The 21438-nt window shown below is 34.5% G+C and carries 22 protein-coding genes; 15 read left to right on the top strand and 7 right to left on the bottom strand.

Annotated elements, in window-relative coordinates; all coding sequences use genetic code 11:
- Window positions 1–2 precede the first annotated feature (2 nt).
- From AC6CHH_RS01960 to trxB, 3 genes are all read left to right on the top strand, one after another.
- Window positions 3–401 (top strand): SRPBCC family protein, encoded by a 399-nt coding sequence (locus AC6CHH_RS01960; protein ID WP_498279178.1) that lies wholly within the window; start codon window positions 3–5, stop codon window positions 399–401.
- Between the two features lie 212 nt (window positions 402–613).
- Window positions 614–1561, top strand: a complete 948-nt coding sequence (locus tag AC6CHH_RS01965) for an exonuclease domain-containing protein (protein ID WP_498279180.1) — start codon at window positions 614–616, stop codon at window positions 1559–1561.
- A gap of 13 nt (window positions 1562–1574) precedes the next feature.
- Window positions 1575–2540, top strand: a complete 966-nt coding sequence (trxB, locus tag AC6CHH_RS01970; protein ID WP_498279182.1) for a thioredoxin-disulfide reductase — start codon at window positions 1575–1577, stop codon at window positions 2538–2540.
- Window positions 2541–2634: 94 nt separating this feature from the next.
- Here the strand turns inward: trxB and AC6CHH_RS01975 are convergent, their stop codons facing one another.
- On the bottom strand, window positions 2635–3423 hold the full coding sequence (locus AC6CHH_RS01975; protein ID WP_498279184.1) for a Cof-type HAD-IIB family hydrolase: 789 nt from the start codon (window positions 3421–3423) through the stop codon (window positions 2635–2637).
- Window positions 3424–3470: 47 nt separating this feature from the next.
- On the opposite strand from AC6CHH_RS01975, the gene AC6CHH_RS01980 reads away from it, so the two are divergent.
- The 7 genes from AC6CHH_RS01980 (at window position 3471) to AC6CHH_RS02010 (ending at window position 11019) form a co-directional block, all read left to right on the top strand.
- Window positions 3471–4664: a class I SAM-dependent methyltransferase gene (locus AC6CHH_RS01980; RefSeq protein ID WP_498279186.1), complete on the top strand. Its 1194-nt coding sequence runs from the start codon at window positions 3471–3473 to the stop codon at window positions 4662–4664.
- 92 nt (window positions 4665–4756) lie between these two features.
- A complete protein-coding gene (pheT, locus tag AC6CHH_RS01985; RefSeq protein WP_498279188.1) occupies window positions 4757–7150 on the top strand; it encodes a phenylalanine--tRNA ligase subunit beta in 2394 nt (797 codons plus the stop codon).
- Between the two features lie 24 nt (window positions 7151–7174).
- Complete coding sequence (locus AC6CHH_RS01990) at window positions 7175–7483, top strand: hypothetical protein (RefSeq protein ID WP_498279190.1); 309 nt, start codon at window positions 7175–7177, stop codon at window positions 7481–7483.
- A gap of 55 nt (window positions 7484–7538) precedes the next feature.
- Window positions 7539–7829, top strand: a complete 291-nt coding sequence (locus AC6CHH_RS01995; RefSeq protein WP_498279192.1) for a cell division protein ZapA — start codon at window positions 7539–7541, stop codon at window positions 7827–7829.
- Window positions 7830–8090: 261 nt separating this feature from the next.
- The gene (gene rny / locus AC6CHH_RS02000; RefSeq protein WP_498279194.1) at window positions 8091–9650 is read left to right on the top strand and encodes a ribonuclease Y; all 1560 of its coding nucleotides are present in this window, start codon (window positions 8091–8093) and stop codon (window positions 9648–9650) included.
- A gap of 141 nt (window positions 9651–9791) precedes the next feature.
- Window positions 9792–10325 (top strand): hypothetical protein, encoded by a 534-nt coding sequence (locus AC6CHH_RS02005; protein WP_498279196.1) that lies wholly within the window; start codon window positions 9792–9794, stop codon window positions 10323–10325.
- A 100-nt stretch (window positions 10326–10425) separates the two neighbouring features.
- Window positions 10426–11019: an LURP-one-related family protein gene (locus AC6CHH_RS02010; protein WP_498279198.1), complete on the top strand. Its 594-nt coding sequence runs from the start codon at window positions 10426–10428 to the stop codon at window positions 11017–11019.
- A 65-nt stretch (window positions 11020–11084) separates the two neighbouring features.
- On the opposite strand, the gene AC6CHH_RS02015 is transcribed toward AC6CHH_RS02010, so the two are convergent.
- The 3 genes from AC6CHH_RS02015 to AC6CHH_RS02025 form a co-directional block, all read right to left on the bottom strand.
- Window positions 11085–11606: a GNAT family N-acetyltransferase gene (locus AC6CHH_RS02015; RefSeq protein ID WP_498279200.1), complete on the bottom strand. Its 522-nt coding sequence runs from the start codon at window positions 11604–11606 to the stop codon at window positions 11085–11087.
- 3 nt (window positions 11607–11609) lie between these two features.
- The gene (locus AC6CHH_RS02020) at window positions 11610–12449 is read right to left on the bottom strand and encodes a prephenate dehydrogenase (protein WP_498279202.1); all 840 of its coding nucleotides are present in this window, start codon (window positions 12447–12449) and stop codon (window positions 11610–11612) included.
- Between the two features lie 193 nt (window positions 12450–12642).
- Window positions 12643–13806: a pyridoxal phosphate-dependent aminotransferase gene (locus tag AC6CHH_RS02025; protein ID WP_498279204.1), complete on the bottom strand. Its 1164-nt coding sequence runs from the start codon at window positions 13804–13806 to the stop codon at window positions 12643–12645.
- A gap of 393 nt (window positions 13807–14199) precedes the next feature.
- Between AC6CHH_RS02025 and AC6CHH_RS02030 the strand changes: the two genes are divergently transcribed.
- From AC6CHH_RS02030 to AC6CHH_RS02045, 4 genes are all read left to right on the top strand, one after another.
- Window positions 14200–16026 (top strand): ABC transporter ATP-binding protein, encoded by a 1827-nt coding sequence (locus tag AC6CHH_RS02030; RefSeq protein ID WP_498279206.1) that lies wholly within the window; start codon window positions 14200–14202, stop codon window positions 16024–16026.
- Window positions 16027–16087: 61 nt separating this feature from the next.
- Complete coding sequence (gene mqnE / locus AC6CHH_RS02035) at window positions 16088–17284, top strand: aminofutalosine synthase MqnE (RefSeq protein ID WP_498279208.1); 1197 nt, start codon at window positions 16088–16090, stop codon at window positions 17282–17284.
- A 14-nt stretch (window positions 17285–17298) separates the two neighbouring features.
- Complete coding sequence (locus AC6CHH_RS02040) at window positions 17299–17925, top strand: histidine phosphatase family protein (RefSeq protein ID WP_498279210.1); 627 nt, start codon at window positions 17299–17301, stop codon at window positions 17923–17925.
- Entirely contained in the window at window positions 17918–18637 is a 720-nt protein-coding gene (locus AC6CHH_RS02045; RefSeq protein ID WP_498279212.1) for a menaquinone biosynthetic enzyme MqnA/MqnD family protein, read from the top strand. The genes AC6CHH_RS02040 and AC6CHH_RS02045 overlap by 8 nt, the downstream gene beginning before the upstream one ends.
- A gap of 90 nt (window positions 18638–18727) precedes the next feature.
- Here the strand turns inward: AC6CHH_RS02045 and AC6CHH_RS02050 are convergent, their stop codons facing one another.
- Genes AC6CHH_RS02050 through AC6CHH_RS02060 form a run of 3 tightly spaced genes read right to left on the bottom strand, consistent with a single transcriptional unit; the run spans window position 18728 to window position 20430 of the window.
- Window positions 18728–19102 carry a DUF423 domain-containing protein gene (locus tag AC6CHH_RS02050; RefSeq protein WP_498279214.1) on the bottom strand — a complete coding sequence of 125 codons (375 nt, stop codon included), beginning with the start codon at window positions 19100–19102 and terminating at the stop codon, window positions 18728–18730.
- Between the two features lie 24 nt (window positions 19103–19126).
- Window positions 19127–19807, bottom strand: coding sequence for a thioredoxin domain-containing protein (locus AC6CHH_RS02055; protein WP_498279216.1), 681 nt, complete (start codon window positions 19805–19807; stop codon window positions 19127–19129).
- Window positions 19808–19854: 47 nt separating this feature from the next.
- Entirely contained in the window at window positions 19855–20430 is a 576-nt protein-coding gene (locus tag AC6CHH_RS02060; protein ID WP_498279218.1) for a PhnA domain-containing protein, read from the bottom strand.
- Window positions 20431–20565: 135 nt separating this feature from the next.
- Between AC6CHH_RS02060 and ypfJ the strand changes: the two genes are divergently transcribed.
- Window positions 20566–21438: a KPN_02809 family neutral zinc metallopeptidase gene (ypfJ, locus tag AC6CHH_RS02065; protein WP_498279220.1), complete on the top strand. Its 873-nt coding sequence runs from the start codon at window positions 20566–20568 to the stop codon at window positions 21436–21438.

The following is a 21438-nucleotide window of genomic DNA, read 5'->3' on the forward strand; positions in this document are numbered from 1 at the left end:
GTATGTCAACGTTTCAAAACTCTGTAATTGTCAACAAATCTCTAAGTGAAGTTTATAATTTTTTAGCTGATTTGAATAATCACGAACAGTTGATGCCGGAAAATATTTATAACTGGACTTCAACAGCAGATGAGGCTAAATTTACCATTCAAAATATGGTAAAATTGGCTTTACGAATCAGTGAAAGAATTGAAAATAAAGAACTGGTTTCGATTCCTAGTGAGGAAGCTCCATTTCCACTTATTTTACGATGGAAGGTAGAATCCGTATCAGATGAATCGACCAAAGCTACATTTATCATCGAGGCGGAGTTAAATATGATGATGAAAATGATGGCTTCAGGACCATTGCAGAAATTAGTTGATCATCAAATAAATCGCTTGAAAGAAGTTTTAGGATAATTTTAAAACTATTAAAAAAGATTAGGCGACCAGTTATGGCTGCCTTTTTTTGTGCAATCAAAAATAGGAGTTTAAATTTAGCTGAGATTTCCTATTATGTATTAATGTAAAACTTTACATTGAATTAATTTATAGTTGTGATAGTACCTGCATTCTGATAGATAGATTTTGTACTTTTGTACAATTTGCAAAATACTTATAAAATACATGACATGGAATTGAACCTTAAACGCCCGTTGGCCTTTTTTGATTTAGAAACGACGGGGGTAAATGTTTCTTTAGATAGGATAGTTGAAATATCAATCTTGAAGATTTCACCTGATGGAAAGGAAGAAACGCTTACTTTACGTATTAATCCTGAAATGGCAATACCTGCTGAATCAACTAGGTTTCATGGTATTTATGATGAAGATGTTAAAGACCTTCCTGCGTTTAAAGTAAGGGCCCAGGAAATAGCAGATTTTATTGGAGACTCAGATCTTGCAGGATACAATTCTAATAAATTTGATGTCCCAGTACTGATGGAAGAGTTTTTACGTGCAGGAATTGATTTTTCATTAGAAGGACGTTCTTTTGTTGATGTTCAAAATATATTTCATCAAATGGAACAACGTACCTTGAAGGCTGCGTATAAATTCTATTGCGGTGAATCATTAGAAAATGCTCATAATGCGGAGGCGGATGTTATTGCGACATACAAAGTTTTAAAAGCTCAACTTAGTAAATATGATGGTGTTTTATTTGAAGACAAGCATGGTGTAATTTCCAAACCTGTTGTCAACGACGTAGAGGCGCTCCATCAGTTTACTAATTTAAGTAAACCAGTGGATTTTGCAGGTAGAATTGTTTATGATCAAGACGGCGATCCCGCAATTAATTTTGGAAAACATAAGGGAAAAAAAGTAATAAGCATTTTTGAGATTGAACCAAGTTATTATACATGGATGCAAAATGGTGAATTTCCGTTGTATACAAAAAAAGTACTTGAGAACATTTGGAATGAATTTAAGAACAAGAAAAAAGAAGACAAAAATAATGCTGCTGTTGAAGTTCAAACCCCAATAAAAGGTATTGTTAAGCCTGTGAAAAAGAAGGTCGAGCCCAGCAAACCAATTACAGATGATATGCTGCAAGGACTTCAAAATAAATTTAAAAGTTAAAGAAGAAATTTTTATGATAAATACTGTGCAAGAAATAGAACACTTATCATGCCTTATTATCGGGTCAGGTCCAGCAGGATATACAGCAGCAATTTATGCTGCCCGTGCGGACATGAAACCTGTTATATATACTGGAATCGTTCCAGGAGGGCAATTAACGCAAACCACCGAAGTGGATAACTTCCCTGGATATCCGAAGGGAATTACTGGACCAGTAATGATGGAAGATTTGAGAGCTCAAGCAGAAAGGTTTGGCACAGATGTTCGATTTGGTTATGTTACTAAAGTTGACTTTAAACAAGAATCAGGACTCCATAAAGTAGAAATTGATGGAGTAAAAACAATAACTGCAGATTCTGTTATTATTGCAACTGGCGCTACCGCAAAGTGGTTAGGTCTGGAGTCTGAAGAAAAATACAATGGATTTGGTGTTTCTGCATGTGCTGTTTGTGATGGATTTTTCTTTAAAGGGCAAGATGTGGCAATTGTTGGGGCAGGAGATACAGCCGCAGAAGAAGCAACCTATTTAGCTAAACTCTGCAGAAAGGTTTATATGCTAGTTCGAAGAGATGAATTCAGAGCTTCGAAAGCAATGATTCACCGCGTTAATAATACGGATAATATCGAAGTATTATACAATACTGAGACCCAAGAAATATTAGGCGATGGCCAAGTTGTTACAGCAGTAAGAGTGAAGAATAATCAAACCAATGAGTTAAAAGATTTGGAGGTAACTGGATTTTTTGTAGCTATCGGACATAAGCCCAACACAGAGCTTTTCCAAGGTCAATTGGATATGGATGAAACCGGTTATTTGATAACCAAATCAGATAGTACCTCAACCAATATTCCTGGCGTATTTGCATGCGGAGATGTTCAGGACCATGTTTTTCGTCAAGCTGTCACAGCAGCTGGAACAGGCTGTATGGCGGCGTTAGAAGCAGAAAGATATTTAATGGCAAAAGAAGACTTAGTCTAAATTAAGTATCTATATCTTATAATTACTAAAAGAGCAATTTGGAGCTCTTTTAGTAATTAAGGAATGAAATTATTATGGGTTTGAAGGAATTTAGCTAAATTATCTCAAATTTCTTAAGAGCATTCCAAATCCCATTCGAGTCCACATCATCGGTTGTATAATCTGCTATTTCTTTAACTTCTGGATTGGCATTTCCCATCGCAATGCCTAATTGAACATGTTCTAACATAGAAATGTCATTTCCACCATCCCCAAAAGCCATTGTTTCTTTTAAGTCTATGCCGAAATGCTTATTAAAAATATCAATGCCTACTTTCTTGCTCAATCCTTTTGGGTTCACATCTGCAAATAAGGGTGACCATCTCGAAGCTAATGAATTTGGCATTACTGTGTCCATAAATATTTTTTCTTCTTCAGGACCCAAGAAAATATTAGTTTGTAGAATGCTTGATGTATCTACCTCATTGATGTTAACTAATTTTGGGACAGGTAAATTCAAGTGCGCGTACATGCCTGCAATTTCTGGTGTAACGTCATGAATCGTAATCTCGTTCTCGGACATAAAAGAAAAACTTAAAAGATTATTTTTTGCATAATCTAAAACAGATTGTATATCCTGAGGATCGATAGCTTTCCGAAAGAGAATTTCATAACTATTTGTTAGGCAATATCCTCCGTTGAAAGTTATATATCCGTCGAAATCAAGATGTTTTACATGATCAATGCTATTGATTGATCTTCCAGTGGAAATTATAGTTTTGATTCCCTTACTTTGTAAAATTCTAATCGCTTCTACCGTAGATTCTGGAATTTGGTGGGTTTTGAAACTAATTAAAGTTCCATCTATGTCAAAATAGACCGCTTTAACTCTTGGTTTTTGCATATACAAATGTAGGTATATATCTTATCTTTGTAAACAAATTTATAAGTATGTTAGATTACGAAATTTTTATTAAAGAGTTAAAAGAAGGTATTCAGAATCAAGATCTAGTCAAGATTTCCCTTGGTCATTACAAAGGAGATGAAACAGATCTGAAAAATATTTATATCAGATTAATATTAATAAAAAACGAATTAAAACTGAGTTTTATATATAGATACAAGACCAAGGATATCACAAAGAACTATTCCATTAGTCAAGCAATTGATCAAATTATTGATCTAACTCAATTCAAAGGTTTTCGAGCAATCGCTATGTTAAGGAACGATGAAAGTTTGACTCTTCAGATGAATAAGAAAGCACAATGGAATCTTATAAGAACTAAAGAAAGTAAAAAGATAGAGGCAACTTTAGTTCATGATAAAAAGAAAGTAAGAAAGCTTGATCCCGAAAAAAAGGGATACCTCCATGAGTTGAAATTAACGGATATTGATGGCCAAGTTTATAAAAGTGCGCAAGATAAATGGAAGCAAATAAACCATTACATAGAATTATTAAGTACCTCATTAATAAACTTACCCCGAGAAACTAAAATAAATGTGGTTGATATGGGAGCAGGGAAGGGTTATTTAACCTTTGCTTTGTATGATTATCTTAAAAATGAATTAAAGAGGAACCCTGAAGTGATAGGGGTAGAGTATAGGGGGGATTTAGTTGATTTTTGTAATCATGTGGCTAAGAAGGCGAACTTTGATCAATTGTCTTTTGAACAAGGCACAATTGAAAATTTTGAAAGCTCAAAACCTATTGATGTATTAATAGCGCTTCATGCATGTGATACCGCTACTGATGATGCGATTTATAAAGGGATTTTGAAACAGTCGTCTTTAATTGTTGTTGCTCCGTGTTGCCATAAGCAGATCAGAAGAGAACTCGAGCGAACGAAACCTGCTAATGACTTGGATTTTATGTCGCAATATGGTATTTTTTTAGAAAGACACGCTGAAATGTTGACCGATAGTATCAGGGCCTTAATTCTTGAATATTATGGTTACCAGACTAAAGTAATGCAATTCATTTCTGATCAGCATACTCCCAAAAATGTAATGATAATTGGGGTGAAAAATCAGATTCAGGAGGATCGGCAACAGCAAATTTTAACCAAATTGAAATCCCTGAAATTATATTTTGGTTTAAAATATCACCACTTAGAGAGATTATGTGGTTTGTCAGATCTCTATTAAAGAAAATAAAGATCAAATTGTCTACATTATTGGTGAAAAACTCATCAATTTCAGTCTCAATTCATATCTTTGTGTCTTGAAAAAATGACGTCATGAGAATTTCATATAATTGGTTAAAAAACTTTCTTGATATAAGTAACACCCCTGAGGAACTTTCTTTAATTTTAACTGATATAGGTTTAGAGGTAGAATCTTTAGAATTAGAACAGAGTATACCAGGTGGATTAGAAGGGTTAGTTGTTGGATTGGTAAAATCCTGTAAACAGCATCCCAATGCCGATAAACTTAAAATTACAACAGTAGATATTGGCCAAGAAGAATTATTGAACATTGTTTGTGGTGCGCCGAATGTTCGAGAAGGATTAAAAGTAATTGTTGCTCAAGTGGGAACCACTTGTTTCCCGACGAATGGAGAACCTTTTAAAATTTCGAAATCAAAAATTAGAGGTGAAGTTTCACAAGGGATGCTATGTGGCGAGGATGAAATTGGTCTAGGAAACTCTCATGCTGGTATAATTGAATTGGATCCAGATTCTGAAATTGGATCGTTAGTAAAATCATACTATAATATGGAGGATGATTATTGCTATGAGATCGGACTGACACCAAATAGAGCTGATGCAGCTTCTCATTTAGGGGTAGCTCGTGATTTAGCTGCTTATTTTAGAGCCCAAATTAAGGATTTTGAAATTGCTGATTTTCAAGCAGCTAATTCTAAAGGAACATTGGTAGAGGTGGATGTCCCATCTGATGCTCCTAGATATTCCGGCCTTAATATCCAAGAGATAAAGGTAGGTGAATCACCGGAATGGTTAAAAAATAAATTGAAAGTGATTGGGATCCGTTCTATAAATAATATAGTGGATGTAACCAATTATATCTTACATGATTTGGGTCAGCCACTCCACGCTTTTGATACAACAAAGATCGCTGGAAATCATATCATAGTACGAAGAGCTAACAATGGCGAATTATTGAGGACTCTTGATGGCGTTGAACGTACGTTATCTGATGAGGACTTGGTGATTGCAGACAATAAGAAGCCGATGTGTATTGCTGGTGTTTTTGGAGGAGAATATTCAGGCGTAAGCGATGAAACAACGTCAATTTTCTTGGAATCTGCTTATTTTAATCCTGTTACAGTTCGCAAAACCTCAAAACGACATACTCTCAAAACGGATTCATCCTTCCGGTTTGAACGTGGTACAAACCCAGATATGACTCTTACAGCTTTGAAAAAAGCAGCTAAAATTATTACTGAGATAGCAGGTGGGTATATTTCTTCATCGTTAGTGGATGTTTATCCAGAGAAAATTCTGCCATTCCAATTTGCAGTTACTTATAGGAATGTTCAAAAGGTGATTGGTAAAGATATTCCAAAGGATACCATAAAAGAAATTGTCCTTAGTTTAGGAATTAAGATAAAAAATGAAACGGAAGAAGGATTTGATGTTTTAGTCCCTCGGTTTAAAGTGGATGTGACGAGAGAAATAGATATTGTTGAAGAGATTTTACGTATCTATGGTTACAATAATATTGAATTGAATTCGCAAATTAAGGCTTCACTTAATACATCTGAAAAGCCTGATAAAGAAGTTGTTTTAAATCAGGTTTCTGATTTTCTTATTGGAAATTCATATAGAGAGATTCTAACCAATTCATTAACGAAATCGGAATATTTAGAGAATGAAGAAACAGCTGTCAAATTGCTTAATCCATTGAGTAATGATTTAGATGTAATGCGTCAAAGTCTTTTATTTTCAGCTTTGACGGCAATTGGATATAATCAAAAACGAAAAAATGCTGATCTAAAAGTTTTCGAATATGGTAAATCTTATCAACTGATTGAGAATAAATACGTGGAAACACAATTGTTTGCTTTAACCATTGCCGGACGAAAGCAAGTAGATCAATGGAACAATGATTCAACTGCTGTAAATTTTTATGACATAAAAGCCGTTGTTGATGGAATTGTGAATCGCTTAAAAATTGAGGGTTTACGGGTAGAAGAATATCAAGGTTCTTATTTTAATTATGGCTTAACGTATAAAAAAGGCGAAAAAGTTCTTGTAAATTTTGGGGCAGTTTCTGTTGAAAATTTAAGGAAAACAGATGTTGATGGTCCCGTTTTTTTTGCTCAGTTTGATTGGGATCTTGTCATTAAAGTAATTAAAAAGAACAAAATAACGTTCCAAGAAGTTTCTAAGTTTCCAACCGTTCGCCGAGATTTAGCATTATTATTGGATGATCAGATCACATTTGACCAATTACAAACAATAGCAAATAAAACTGAACGCAAACTTCTAAAAGAAGTTCAGATATTTGATGTTTATAAAGGGGACAAATTACCAGAGGGGAAGAAATCTTATGCCTTAAGTTTTATCTTACAAGACGAAGAAAAAACACTTGCTGATAAACAAATTGATGGAATAATTCAAAAATTAATTATTAACTTTGAGAAAGAAGTAGGTGCATCAGTGCGCTAATAAAACAAAAAAATTGCGAAATATATGGCGTCTTTAACTTCCCAAATGAATATTATCGTTGAGAAAACGAAAAATCTTATTCAATTGAGTGAAGCCTTGCAAGAAGAGAATGATTTATTAAAATTAGAAGTTCAATCTTTGCAAGTAGCCCTTGAGACCAGTTCCAATAGAGTTAAAAAATTGGAAGAAAATATAAAGGAGTTAGCGGTAGCGAAATCCTTTGACAACTCAGAGGCAGATAAATCAGCCATAAATGAAAAAGTACTTGACACAAAGCAAAAAATTAACGATTTTGTGCGAGAAATAGACAAATGTATAAGTCTATTGAAGTAGTGTTGAGATTGACACAAACTGAATTGACTTTTTACGTTATTAAGCTCAAATAAACATGGGAGAAATTTCCATAAAAATAAATATAGCTGATCGTGTGTATCCTTTACGTGTTGAAACGGAAGAGGAAGAGGTAATTAGATATGCCGCTAAGCTTATAAACGAAAAAATTAAAGAATTGCAGGATAATTATGCTGTTCGTGATAAGCAAGATCTACTTTCAATGTGTGTGTTACAATACGCTACAGGAATGATTAAAGCTGAAAAGAATTCGCAGAACCAGGAGGTTGGCCTTGAGAAATCTATTCACGAATTGGATAATATACTTACTGATTTTTTTAAAAAATAAACGTTTACGTTCTTATAATTTAGAGCTAATAACAACGAATTTGCCGCAATTAAATTCGGGTTGTCACTATTTTAAACTTAACGCTTCAATATCACGAGCAAAACTGAGATGTAGGCCATTTTGCGAAAGCCATCTAGGTCATGATCAAATGCTCAAATCATGTGTAATCGAAGTTTAATAATACATGAGACCTGATAATTTAATTGCGGTTTTTTTTTGAAACTAATTGCTATTACATTAACATAAATTAATTATTTACAAATGGAGTCATTAACCACTATATCAATCATAATTTCGCTGATAATTGGTGTTGTTATTGGTCGCTATCTTTTACAGATGGTATTCAAGAAACAAGAACAATCGGCAAATGAAAAGGCAAAACTAATTATCAAAGAAGCGGAACAACAGGCTGAACATACCAAAAAACAACGTCAATTAGAGGCCAAAGAGAAATTCTTACAATTAAAAGCTGAACATGAAAAGGAAGTAAATCTGCGTAACAATACGGTGGCTCAGAAAGAAAATTCTATTCGTCAAAAAGAACAGTCTCTTAATCAAAAAATTGAAAACTCAAATCGTGAAAAACAAGAACTAGATGCGAAATCTAAGAAGTTGGACCAAATGATTGAGATCAATGAGAAGAAAAAGGAAGAAGTTGAACAACTAAAAGGGCAACACATCAAACAGCTTGAGAGTATTGCAGCACTTTCCGCTGATGAGGCAAAAGAACAATTGATTAATTCTTTGCGTGAGGAAGCCAGATCACAGGCGATCATTCACATCAAAGACGTAGTAGACGAAGCGAAGCTAACCGCTTCTAAGGAAGCTAAGAAGGTTGTCATTCAAACCATTCAAAGGACTGCTACAGAGGCAGCAATAGAAAATACCGTTTCTATCTTTAATATTGAGAATGATGAGATAAAAGGTCGTATCATTGGACGTGAAGGTCGTAATATTCGTGCTTTAGAAGCTGCGACTGGTGTTGAAATCATTGTTGATGATACACCTGAGGCAATTATCCTTTCTGGATTTGATCCAGTTCGTCGCGAGATCGCGAGATTATCCTTACACCGTTTAGTTACCGATGGTAGGATTCACCCTGCCCGGATTGAAGAGGTTGTTGCGAAAACACGGACACAAATTGAAGATGAAATTGTGGAGATTGGTGAAAGGACAGCAATAGATTTAGGAATACATGGGCTGCACCCAGAATTGATCCGAATGGTTGGCAGAATGCGTTATCGTTCTTCATATGGTCAAAATTTACTACAACACTCTCGTGAAGTTGCCAATTTTGCGGCTACTATGGCTGCAGAATTAGGTCTTAACGTGAAATTTGCCAAACGTGCTGGACTATTGCATGATATAGGTAAAGTGCCTGATGACAACCCAGAACTACCTCACGCAATATTGGGGATGCAATTGGCCGAAAAATATAAGGAACATCCTGATGTATGTAATGCAATTGGGGCCCACCATGATGAAATTGAAATGACATCAATGATATCGCCAATTGTTCAAGCTTGTGACGCCATTTCTGGTGCACGCCCTGGAGCCAGACGTGAGGTAGTTGAGAGTTATATCAAACGTCTTAAAGAGTTAGAAGATCTCGCTTTATCATATCCCGGTGTAGAAAAGACTTTTGCAATCCAAGCTGGACGTGAACTTCGTGTGGTCGTTGAGAGTGAAAAGGTATCAGATTCACAGGCAGAGATATTAGCTGCAGATTTGTCAAATCGAATTCAAACAGAAATGACTTATCCAGGTCAGATTAAAGTAACAGTTATTCGTGAAACCCGTTCAGTTTCATATGCAAAATAAGGTTATTAAATAAATAGTAAAGGCCTATCAACTGATAGGCCTTTACTATTTAGAAAATATTTTGGATGTAATTCATATTTATTTACGGGCTTAAAATCTAACACTAACTGGTTTAATTACAATATTACTTATATTTGCCTGATGAACAAAAAAGATAAAGGCAATACAAATAAGCCGACTTTTACGAGGCCAGTTGAGCAATATTTTTATAAATTAGATCAAACGTTCCAAAAAGCAAATTTTACTATTGTTGCAACTTTATTATTTATGTCATTTTTTGGAATTATGGGTCTAATTTGGATGATTCCGTTTCCTCAATTTGAATTTTTAGTTCATATGAATGCTCATACTTTCTTGAATTGGGGTTCTTTTTTTATTGCAATATTGATCTATAGTTATTTAAAATTAGCGCCTACGCTCTCATATGTCGTTTTATTTACTATTGGGGTTATGAGCTTTTTTATTGTTCAATTGGAATACATTGAAAGAGATGGTGGACCTACAGTTATTCTGATTTGTTCAATCATAGCACTTTTTGGCCTATTAGGTTTATGGTTATACTCAAGAAAGTTTAGGACTAAGCCGATGCAACAAGCGAGTTTTATAACACTTTTAAGTATTGGACCCATTTGGTTATGGTCAAAAGTTTTTGAAAAATTGAACTGGAAGTACTAAATTAAAGGGGATCTCGTTAATTAATCTATTCTTCAAAATCTGAATTCCGGTAATGTAATTTAAACAGATTTGTTTATTTTTAAAAATATTAACCAATCAAATGAAAGATTTACAATATCCTTTGAATTTTACGTTTCGCATAACCAGTTTTGCAAATGATTTTACGGCCAAAGATAACAATGGGCAAACTATTTTTCATGTAAGGTCGAAAATTTTTTCGTGGAGAGATCATATTATAGTCTATAAAGATGAATCTAAGACAGAACAACTTTATGAATTGATTTCGAATAAGCTGATTGATTTTCAACAAACATTTACCATAAAAGATAATAGCGAGCGTATTGTAGGAAAACTTCGCAGAAAAACGATCGCTTCTTTATGGAGATCTACCTTTAATTTGATGGATGAAAATGATCAATTGGACCACACTATTCATGAGAAAAACCCTTGGACTAAATTCTTTGACGGTATATTTGGCGACATTCCAGTTATTGGAATCCTTTCTGGTTATGTTTTTAATCCGTCATATATACTCAAAGATCTATCCGGCGAAGAATTGTTCGAAATCACAAAACAACCATCTTTTTTTGGCAGAAAATTCTCAGTGACAAAATTGTCAGAAAATAATCTAGATGATGAGCGTTTTATTTTGAGTTTGACGTTAATGGTATTGATAGAGAGAAATAACGGTTAATAGGAGGGTGTTCTGGCCTTTCTTTATTCTCAATAGTAAATTAAAACTAAGATGATGAACCCTGACTAATTTTGGGTTTGATATTGATCCTTCTCAATTTGATATTCTAATTGGACCCCATCCTCATTTTCAATAGGAAAATCCCTCAACAATCTTGCCCCAATTTTCTCCAATGCTTTTTGGGATCTATGATTTCCCTTTCGAACATGAAATATGATTTTTTCCACTTCTTCGAAAGCAAAATTCATCATTAAATTTTTTATAGATTGATTATATTTTCCTCCCCAATATTCTTTAGCAATAAAGGTATACCCAATTGCCACCGAATTGGTAGTTCTATTGAATTGATAGAATGAGGTTGCTCCAATAACCTTTTCCGTTTTATTGTCTAAAATTAAATAGGCAATATCCGTACTCAAAAGTTTTTTAAAGTACTTCGTGAAGCCAATCGGGGTATATCGTTTAAAATCTGGATGTTGTGACCATATTTCTGGATCAGAAGCAACGGCGAAAACCCACCCATAATCTTCTTTAATCAATGGAATTAGTTGTACTAAATCGTTACTAAGAGTTTTTCTTTCAAGCATGATTTATTTAATAATCCTGTTTATTTTATTTGATTTTTTTATCCATTTATGTACGGCAACATAATCCTCTTGTTGGATTTTATCGTAGATGTGTTGTAGTTGTTTAATATGTTCTTCCAATACTTCTAAAACATTTTCCCTATTCTGTTTAAAGATTGGTGTCCACATATCTGGTGAGGATTTTGCTAAACGTACTGTCGATTGAAAACCAGAACCAGCGAGTTCAAATATTCTACCTTGCGATTTTTCTTTTTCTAAAACAGTAGATGCTAAGGCAAAAGAGGTTAAGTGGGAGATATGCGATACATATGCAGTGTGCATATCATGTTCCTGGGCATTCATAAAAGAAGATTTCATCTCCAGTTGATCTGTTATACTATCTGCAATTTCAAATGCATCCTCATCAGACTTAAATGCTTCGACATAAACCATCATTTTTCCTTTAAACAATTCCGATTTTGCAGCCTCAGGACCTGAATATTCAGTACCGGCCATAGGATGAGCGGCAACATACCTTCCGCGTTTTGGATGGTCTTTTATTAAATTGAGAATGTTAGATTTGGTTGATCCCATATCAATAATAACTTGATCTGTAACTTGATCAAGAATTGTGGGTAACATCTCCATAATGGCATCCACTGGTATGGTCAAAATAATAACTTTACAAGTCTCAATTGCTTGTTGTAAAGTTTGAATTTCATCAACTAATTTAAGTTGAATTGCTAACTTCTTATTGTTTTCATTTTTTTCGATTCCAATTATTTTTTCGCAGAAATTGCTTTCTTTTAATCGAATTCCAATTGAACCTCCAATAAGCCCAATTCCGAGAATTGCTATATTCATTATATTAACTCAAGGAAACCCACATTATCTTTTTATGTGGGAGGAATTGAGTCACTATTCCCTCTTTGGTTAAAAATATTTTCCTATTTCTAAGAAAAACTGATTATTTTAATGAAATTGATATTGAAGATCAAACTTTTTCCATCCGTCAAGCAAACGTGTTCAATTGCTGAAGCTATTAAATAAAACGAACTTAATTGATTCTTGCTTTTATTCGTTCAATTGCAGTTTGGAAAACTTCAATTTTTGCACATAAGCTAATTCTAATATATTGAATGCCGGCCGAACCAAAGATTCCTCCTGGAGTTATAAACACATGTGCCTGATTTAAAATCATATCGCTTAACTCGTATGAGTTTCCGTAGTGTTCGGGAATCTTTGCCCAAACGAATAAGCCGACTTGATTTTGATCGTATTTACAGCCTAATAAGTCCATTATTTCAAAAACCATTCTTCTACGGCCTTCATAGTGTATATTGAGTTGAGTATACCAATCTTCATCTAAACTCAGAGCCTTTGCGGCGGCCAATTGTAGAGGGAGAAACATGCCAGAGTCCATGTTACTTTTGAATCGTAAAATTTCAGAAATTCGACGTTCATTTGCGATTAACATGCCAATTCGCCACCCAGCCATATTAGATGATTTACTTAAAGAATTTAATTCAATGGCTACTTCCATTGATCCATCCACCGACATAATACTTTGAGGCCGATCGTTTAAAATAAAACTATACGGGTTATCGTGACATATCAAAATATTGTGCTTTTTGCCAAATTGAACAACAGACTCAAAAAAAGCCGTGTTTGCTAAGGCACCGGTAGGCATATGTGGATAATTAATCCACATCATTTTTACTAAAGTTAGATCTAACTTTTCTAATTCGTCTAAATCGACAAGCCAGTTTTTTTCAGAGCTTAATTCGTAAGGAATTACAGTGGCGCCCGTTAGCTGAACCGCACTTAAATAGGCAGGATAACCCGGATTAGGAATTAAAACCTGATCTCCTTCCTGAAGATAGGTCATGCAAATATGGACTATACCTTCTTTGGAACCAATTAGAGGAAGAATTTCGGAATTTGGATCTAGTGTAACCTGGTAATATCGATGATACCAATCTGCCATAGCTTTTCTTAGAATCGGAACCCCTTTATAATTCTGATAGCCATGTGTGTTTGGTAATGCCGCGTTTTCCTGAAGTGTCTGAATTACCTCTGGATGCGGGGGAAGGTCAGGACTTCCAATTCCTAGGTTTATGACCTGGAAACCGTTCCTGTTCATCTCATCAATTTCCCTCAACTTCTTTGAAAAGTAATACTCTTGTGTTTGTTGAAGTCTTTTGGCAACCTCTATTTCCATTTTTTAATATTTGGCATTAAAATTATAAAAACTTAATGGAATTATCAGTTTTTGACAAAGAATTAAATCATTTTTTAATTTTTGCATTACAACGCAGATTCCATGAAAAGGGATGAAAAATCAGATTCATCTCAGTTTTGATCTTAACCGTTAAAATATTTTACATTTTAGTGCCTTAATGAGCAAGTCACTTTATTTTTATTAGTAAGTTGAGTAATAATAACGAATGTTAGTTTTTGTTTGTTAAATAGTTGATTAACAGTATTTTAATTCTAAAAAATAAAAAGAATTATGCGTTTAAAATGACATATGTTTGCAACATTCTTGTAGATGCCATAAGTATAAACCGCTATGGTTGTAAATTTTGTTATTTTTGTGGAATTCGTATTCTGCATGAAAACATACTTTCGACTTTTATCGTTTGCAAAGCCTATTGAAAAATACGCTATTCCTTATATCCTTTGCACATTAATCATGGTGGTGTTCAGTACACTGAATTTAGCTTTGTTAGCGCCGTTATTGCAAACTTTATTTAATTCTCAAGATGCTGTGTTAGAGCCGGTACCTAAACCAGAAGGAGCATTTGACGTGATGGATTATTTCAATTATTTTGCTTACGATATGAACAATCGTTTTGGTCCATATGAAGCTCTCAAGGTAACGTGTATTGTAATTGTGGTTTCTGTATTTATCAGTAACCTGTTTAGATATCTTTCTCAACGTATAATGGAGAATTTAAGAATTCATACATTATTGAATCTTAGAAAATCTGTTTTTTCAAATGTTATGAATCTTCATTTGGGTTATTTTTCCAATCAAAGAAAAGGAGATATCATTTCGAAAATTGCCTCTGATGTTCAGGTTGTACAATTTTCAGTGACTGGTACCCTTCAGGTTGCCTTTAAAGAACCACTTCAATTATTAGCCTATGTGGTCATGCTTTTTATTATTTCTAGCAAATTAACCTTGTTTTCTTTATTGGTTATACCCGTCTCCGCATTTTTCATTGCTAGGATTGTGAAGACTTTAAAGCACCAGGCTCAACAGGGGCAGAGAACTTATGCTAATATGATTACTTTATTAGAAGAAGCACTCTCCGGAATTAAGATTATTAAGTCTTTTAATGCTTCAGAATTTATTAAAGGGAAATTTAATTTGGAGAACGATAACTATGCGAAAATAAATAGAAGAATGGTGCGACGTCAACAAATGGGATCACCCGTTTCGGAACTGTTGGGAGTAATTATGGTTGCCATTATCCTTCTATATGGTGGTCATCTTGTCTTGAGCGGTCAAGGTGACTTAAGTGCTTCTGAGTTTATCGCTTATATTGCAATTTTTTCACAAGTTATGCGACCAGCGAAAGCATTAACGGATGCCTTTAGCAACATTCACAATGGCATTGCAGCTGGGGAACGAGTGCTTCAATTGATTGATGAAAAAAATGAAGTATCAGACAAGCCGGATTCAAAAATAATAACAAGCTTTCAAGACAAAATTAAATTTAATCAAGTCTGTTTCTCTTATGAAGATCAAGAGGTTTTACATAATATAAATTTAGATATACAGAAGGGGCAAACTGTTGCTTTGGTAGGACCCTCAGGAGGTGGAAAGTCAACTTTGGTCGATCTAATTCCTAGATTCATGGATGTGAATTCTGGCTCCTTGACCATTGATGATGTAGATATTCGGGATTTAAACCAAGAATCTTTACGCCAATTGATTGGCGTCGTGAATCAAGAGTCAATTTTATTTAATGATTCAATTTTTAATAATATTGCTTTTGCAAATTTATCAGCTACCCAGGAACAAGTAATTCACGCAGCTAAAATCGCAAATGCACACGAATTTATAATAGGAACTGAGAAAGGTTACCAGACAAATATTGGGGACCGAGGTTCTAAATTATCTGGGGGACAACGGCAAAGAATTTGTATAGCTAGGGCGGTACTTAAAAACCCACCGATTATGTTATTAGATGAGGCTACCTCCGCATTAGATACTGAATCAGAAAGATTGGTTCAAGATTCCCTTTATAAACTAATGGAAAATAGAACAACTGTCGTTATTGCCCATCGGTTATCAACTATTCAAAAAGCTGATTTGATTATTGTATTAGAAGCAGGGAAAATAGTTGAAACCGGATCCCATTTGCAGCTCATTGAGAAAAACGGATTATATAAAAGATTGATTGATATGCAACAATTTGTTGAAGTATAATGACTTAAATAAATAGCTTTTTAGGGCAGGTTTTCATACATTTGTAGGTAAGGAGTGCGCAATGGAATCAACACAAAAACTAAAGTTTTTATTAAATGATAAAAACTTATCAACAGAGCTAATACAAATTGCTGAGAAGGTTCAAAAACAAGAAAGAATAACCTTTGAAGAAGGTGTATTTCTTTACGAACATGCCGAACTAGGCTATCTAGGAGTTCTGGCAAATTATATTAGAGAACGAATTCATGGTGATTTAACCTATTTTAATCGAAACTTTCATATTGAACCCACGAACATTTGTGTTTACGATTGTAAATTCTGTTCTTATTCACGTATGATAAAAGAGCGAGAGGCCGGTTGGGAAATGGATGTAGATGCTATGCTTAATATCGTGAAAAAATATGACAACCAACCAGTTACCGAAGTTCATATTACGGGGGGGGTGGTTCCAAAACAGAATTTAGCATTTTATGCTGAGTTTTTTAAACGATGTAAGGAACATCGAGCTGACCTTCACATAAAAGGACTAACACCAGTAGAATATTACTATATTTTCAAGAAAGCAAATTTAAGTCACTACGAAGGCCTTAAATACCTCCAATCGTGCGGCCTGGATTCAATGCCTGGTGGTGGTGCAGAGATTTTTCATCCTGAGATTAGAGAGAAAATTGCGAATGATAAATGCAATGCCGAACAGTGGTTAGATATCCATGAACAGGCCCACCGTTTAGGGATGCACACAAATGCAACCATGTTATATGGTCACATTGAAGAATTCTGGCATCGGGTAGATCATATGGAACGTTTGAGGCAACTTCAAGACAAAACACATGGTTTTCAAACCTTTATACCACTCAAATTTAGGAATAAGGACAATCAAATGAATAATGTTCCTGAAGTTTCTGTGATAGAAGATTTAAGAAATTATGCAATCTCTAGAATTTATTTGGATAATTTCCCACACATTAAAGCATACTGGGCAATGATTTCTAGAAATACTGCTCAAATGTCTTTAAGTTTTGGTGTAAATGATATTGACGGTACATTAGACGATACAACAAAAATTTATAGTATGGCCGGTGCTGAGGAACAAAATCCAGCAATGAGTACACAAGAACTTGTGGAACTTATTAAACATGTTGGAAGGCACCCAATTGAGAGAGATACGTTATATAATGTAGTCACAGATTTCAAAGATGTTGATTTTGGCGAAGATTCCAAGAAAAAATACTATGCTTTGCCTGTTTTAAATGGATAAGAATTTATAATAAATTGAAGAAAACTTTTTATTTTATTAGGCATGGTCAAACAGACCTAAATCTTAAAGGAATAGTTCAGGGACGAGGGGTGAATAGTCCCTTAAATGAAATCGGAATAAAACAATCTCTTGCTTTTTATAATGAATATAGAGACGTTCCATTTGATAAAATATATACCTCCACTTTACTTAGAACCCATCAAACAGTAGATCCTTTTTTGAACGATGGTATTCCTATGGAGAAGCTAGAAGGTTTGGACGAAATAAGTTGGGGGATTTATGAAGGGAAGGAGCAAACCCCTGAGGTATTAAGTGGGTTTCAGAAGGTTGTCGAATTATGGAAGGGTAATAATTTGGACGTGGCCATTGAGGCCGGAGAATCACCCAATACTTTAGTTCAGAGACAGAAAGCAGCAATAGCCTACATGCTGAATCAATTTGAGGAAGAGACTGTACTTGTCTGTATGCATGGCCGCGCGCTACGAATTATGTTATGCCACCTTATCAATATTCCTGTATGCCGTATGGATGAATTCCCACATACGAATACCTCATTGTACAAATTAGAATATCAAGACAATTCATTTTCAATTGTTGATTATTATAATATTAAGCATTTAGAACACTTAATTGATGAATAAAATTAGAATATCGGCTGTTTCATATACCAATACATTACCTTTTTTGCAAGGAATAAGGAACTCTGAAATTATAGATGACATTGAATTAACTGTAGATTATCCAAGCGAATGTGCAAGAAAGGTCATCGAAAATGAGGCCGATATGGGGATAATTCCCGTTGCAGGCCTATCTGATTTAGAAGAATATTATATCATCGGAGATTATTGTATTGGCAGTAAGGATTATGTAGATTCTGTTTTTATATTTTCTAATAAGCCTATACAGGACATTGAAACCCTGCAATTGGATATGCAGTCTAAAACCTCGAATGGTTTAGCTCGAATTTTATTAAAGCACCTTTGGAAAAAAGAAGTAACTTTGGTTGAACAGGGGGCTGCAGATGCAATCGTTCTGATTGGAGATCGAACATTTGGGAGAAAAGAAGATTTCGAATTCAACTATGACTTAGGTCATTACTGGAAAGTCTTAACAGGTTTAGAATTTGCTTTTGCCGTATGGGTGTCTAATAAGCGATTACCCCTGGACTTTCAAACTAAATTCAATACTGCTCTAGCCGACGGAGTATCGAGACCAAATGATGTAATTCCTGGCCTCCCTGAATTTCCTAATTTTGACTACGCGAAATACTTAAATGAAAATTTGGATTATAATCTTACCTCTGAAAAAAGGGAATCAATTGAAAAATATTTAAAGTGGTATAAATTGCTGTAATATAGTTAATTGTAATTGACAACTCTATTAACAGTTAACTTTGTCTAATGGGATTTAAGCTTAGATAGCTTTATTTTACATTTTATTTTTTTACAGAAAAGAGACTAACATCAGAGTCCAACCGATAATCATAAATAGTCCTCCTAGAGGAGTAATAGGGCCTAAAAATTTAAGATTAGTCTTCCATAAATCTTTAAAGCTAAGTACATATATACTTCCAGAGAATAGAATTGTGCCCCAAAAAATTCCATGGAATGCCCATTGCTCATAACCATCTTCAAACCTGAAATTTAGTCCCATTAATAATAAAACTAAAGCTGAGTACATTTGGTATCTGACCCCAACTTCGAAGGAGCTTAAGCTTTCATAAGAAAGGATTTTTTTTAAAGCATGAGCTCCAAATGCACCTAAAATGATTGCTAAAATACCGAAAACGGCCCCTGAAATTAATGCAATTTGAATCAATTTATTAAGATTATGAAGTTTAACTTACTTTTGTACGTTCCTTATTTCTTTAAGAATTTCTAGTTCTGTAGCTAGACCGTTTTTAGTCCAGACTTCTTTACCATTATTAAATAATGAAAGTTTAGGTATCCCTCGGACGTTAAGAGCCTTTAGTAACTTTCTATTTTGATCAGCATCTATTCTAATTACTTTCACGTTTGCTGATTGCTCTTTTTCAATTTTGTCAATTATTGGTTTTAATTCCTGACATGGGAGGCACCAAACTGCTGAAAAATTAACTAATACTAGTTTGTTTGAATGGATTTTATTTTCAAAATCTTCGTGTGTTAATTCTTTAATATTTATTGCATTATCTGATTTAACCTCAGGTTTTTCTTTAGATCTCCACTCCAGCATTCCCCCTGAATAATCATAAACCGTAAAACCATTGTCTGCCAATAGTTTTGTGGCCAGTTTACTTCGACCACCACTCAAGCAATAAACATATACAGGTTCAAGTTTGTTCAACGTTTTCATTACCTCAATAAATGTTTCCTGATTTTTCCAGTCTACATTTAATGAGTTAGGTAAATGGCCTGCGCTGTATTCATTTTCAGTGCGTACATCCAACAGCTGAGTTTGAGGATTTACAATAACATTCTCCATTCGCTCAATATTTATTTTCTCTTGTGAAAATGCTGGAAACGATAATGCTATACTAAACATCTTTAAAAATAAATTTCTCAACTTCCGATTATTTAATAGTTTATACATTAGCCTTTTCTCAAATATTTTGTTAAAATAACGATCGTTTGCCCATCAATTTTCCCTTCGATCTGTTCTGTATTATCCCAAACGAGTCGAATGTTTTTGACTACCGTTCCTAATTTAGCCGATAAAGTTGATCCCTTAACATCCAAAGTTTTAATTAATACAACGGTATCTCCATCTAATAAACGCGTGCCATTTGAATCTTGATGGAAATTTACAGTAGCTTCAGATTCATGATCTCCTGTTTTTTTTGCCCAAGTTAACGTTTCCTCATCTAAGTATAAGATATCTAAGTTATCTGATGCCCATGCTTCATTTCGTAATCTGCTTAGCATTCTCCATGCGACAACTTGAACAGGTAAATAACTAGACCACATTGTTTCCCCAAGAACTTTCCAATGTTCAGAGTCGATTTGTTCAGTTTTTTCAATTTGTCCCTTACAAATAGAGCAAGTTAATATGCTTTGTTCTGAACCGGGGTTTGATGCCGGCGGAACTTCATATATTGACAGGTTTGCTGATGAATTACATAATTCGCATTTGTTTTCGCTTCTGCTTTTTAGAACTTCTAATAACATAAATTTGAGTAATAAGTATTGAAACAAAGATATGAATTTTAATTTAGGGGTAGCATGTAAACAAATTGTAGGTGTGGCAGAGAATTTGCAGTAATCGAAATAGATTCTAAATTTGTGAGATAAACTTATTCAATTATGAAATGGCAAGGAGGCCGAAGAGGCGGTAATATTGAAGATCGTAGAGGAATGTCTGGTGGACAGAAAATGACTCTAGGAGGAATTGGTGGCGTAATAGTTCTGATAATAGGCTTTTTGATGGGGGGTGATCCCGGAGAGTTGTTGAATCAAATGCAAAGTTCCACAGTAGGCCAACAATCAAATAATGAGCAGGGTGAATATCAATCTACTCCTGAGGAAGATAACCTGATGGACTTTGCGGATGTCATTATTGCAAGTACTGATGATGTCTGGGGGGCAATATTCCAACAGAATGGGAAATCTTATCCCAAACCCTCATTGGTGATTTATTCTGAAGGCACCGAGACTCAAGGTTGTGGATTTGGTCAGTCTCATTTCGGACCATTTTATTGTCCAGGAGATCAAAAAATATATTTGGATCTTAGTTTCAATCGTGAATTATCTCAAAAATACGGTGCAAAAGGAGAATTTGCATTGGCTTATGTAATTGCACATGAAGTTGGTCATCATATTCAAAATATTTTTGGGGTATTATCGCAAACTAATGCGATGAGGTCTCGGATGAGTGAACCTGAGTATAACAAAATTAGTGTGATGACTGAATTGCAAGCTGATTTTTATGCCGGTGTTTGGGCACATCATCTAAATAACACGACAGATGTCGAAATAACTTACGACGATATTGTTGAAGGAATGCGGGCAGCGGCAGCGGTCGGTGATGATCACATTCAGGAACAGGCCATGGGCCATTCTAATCCAGAATCATTTACGCATGGCACATCCGAGCAGAGGGTATATTGGTTTAAGAAAGGCTATGATTCCGGTGATATAAATGCAGGAAATACATTTGAAGATGGAAATTTACAATAA

Source organism: Sphingobacterium sp. GQ94, from assembly GCF_059758715.1.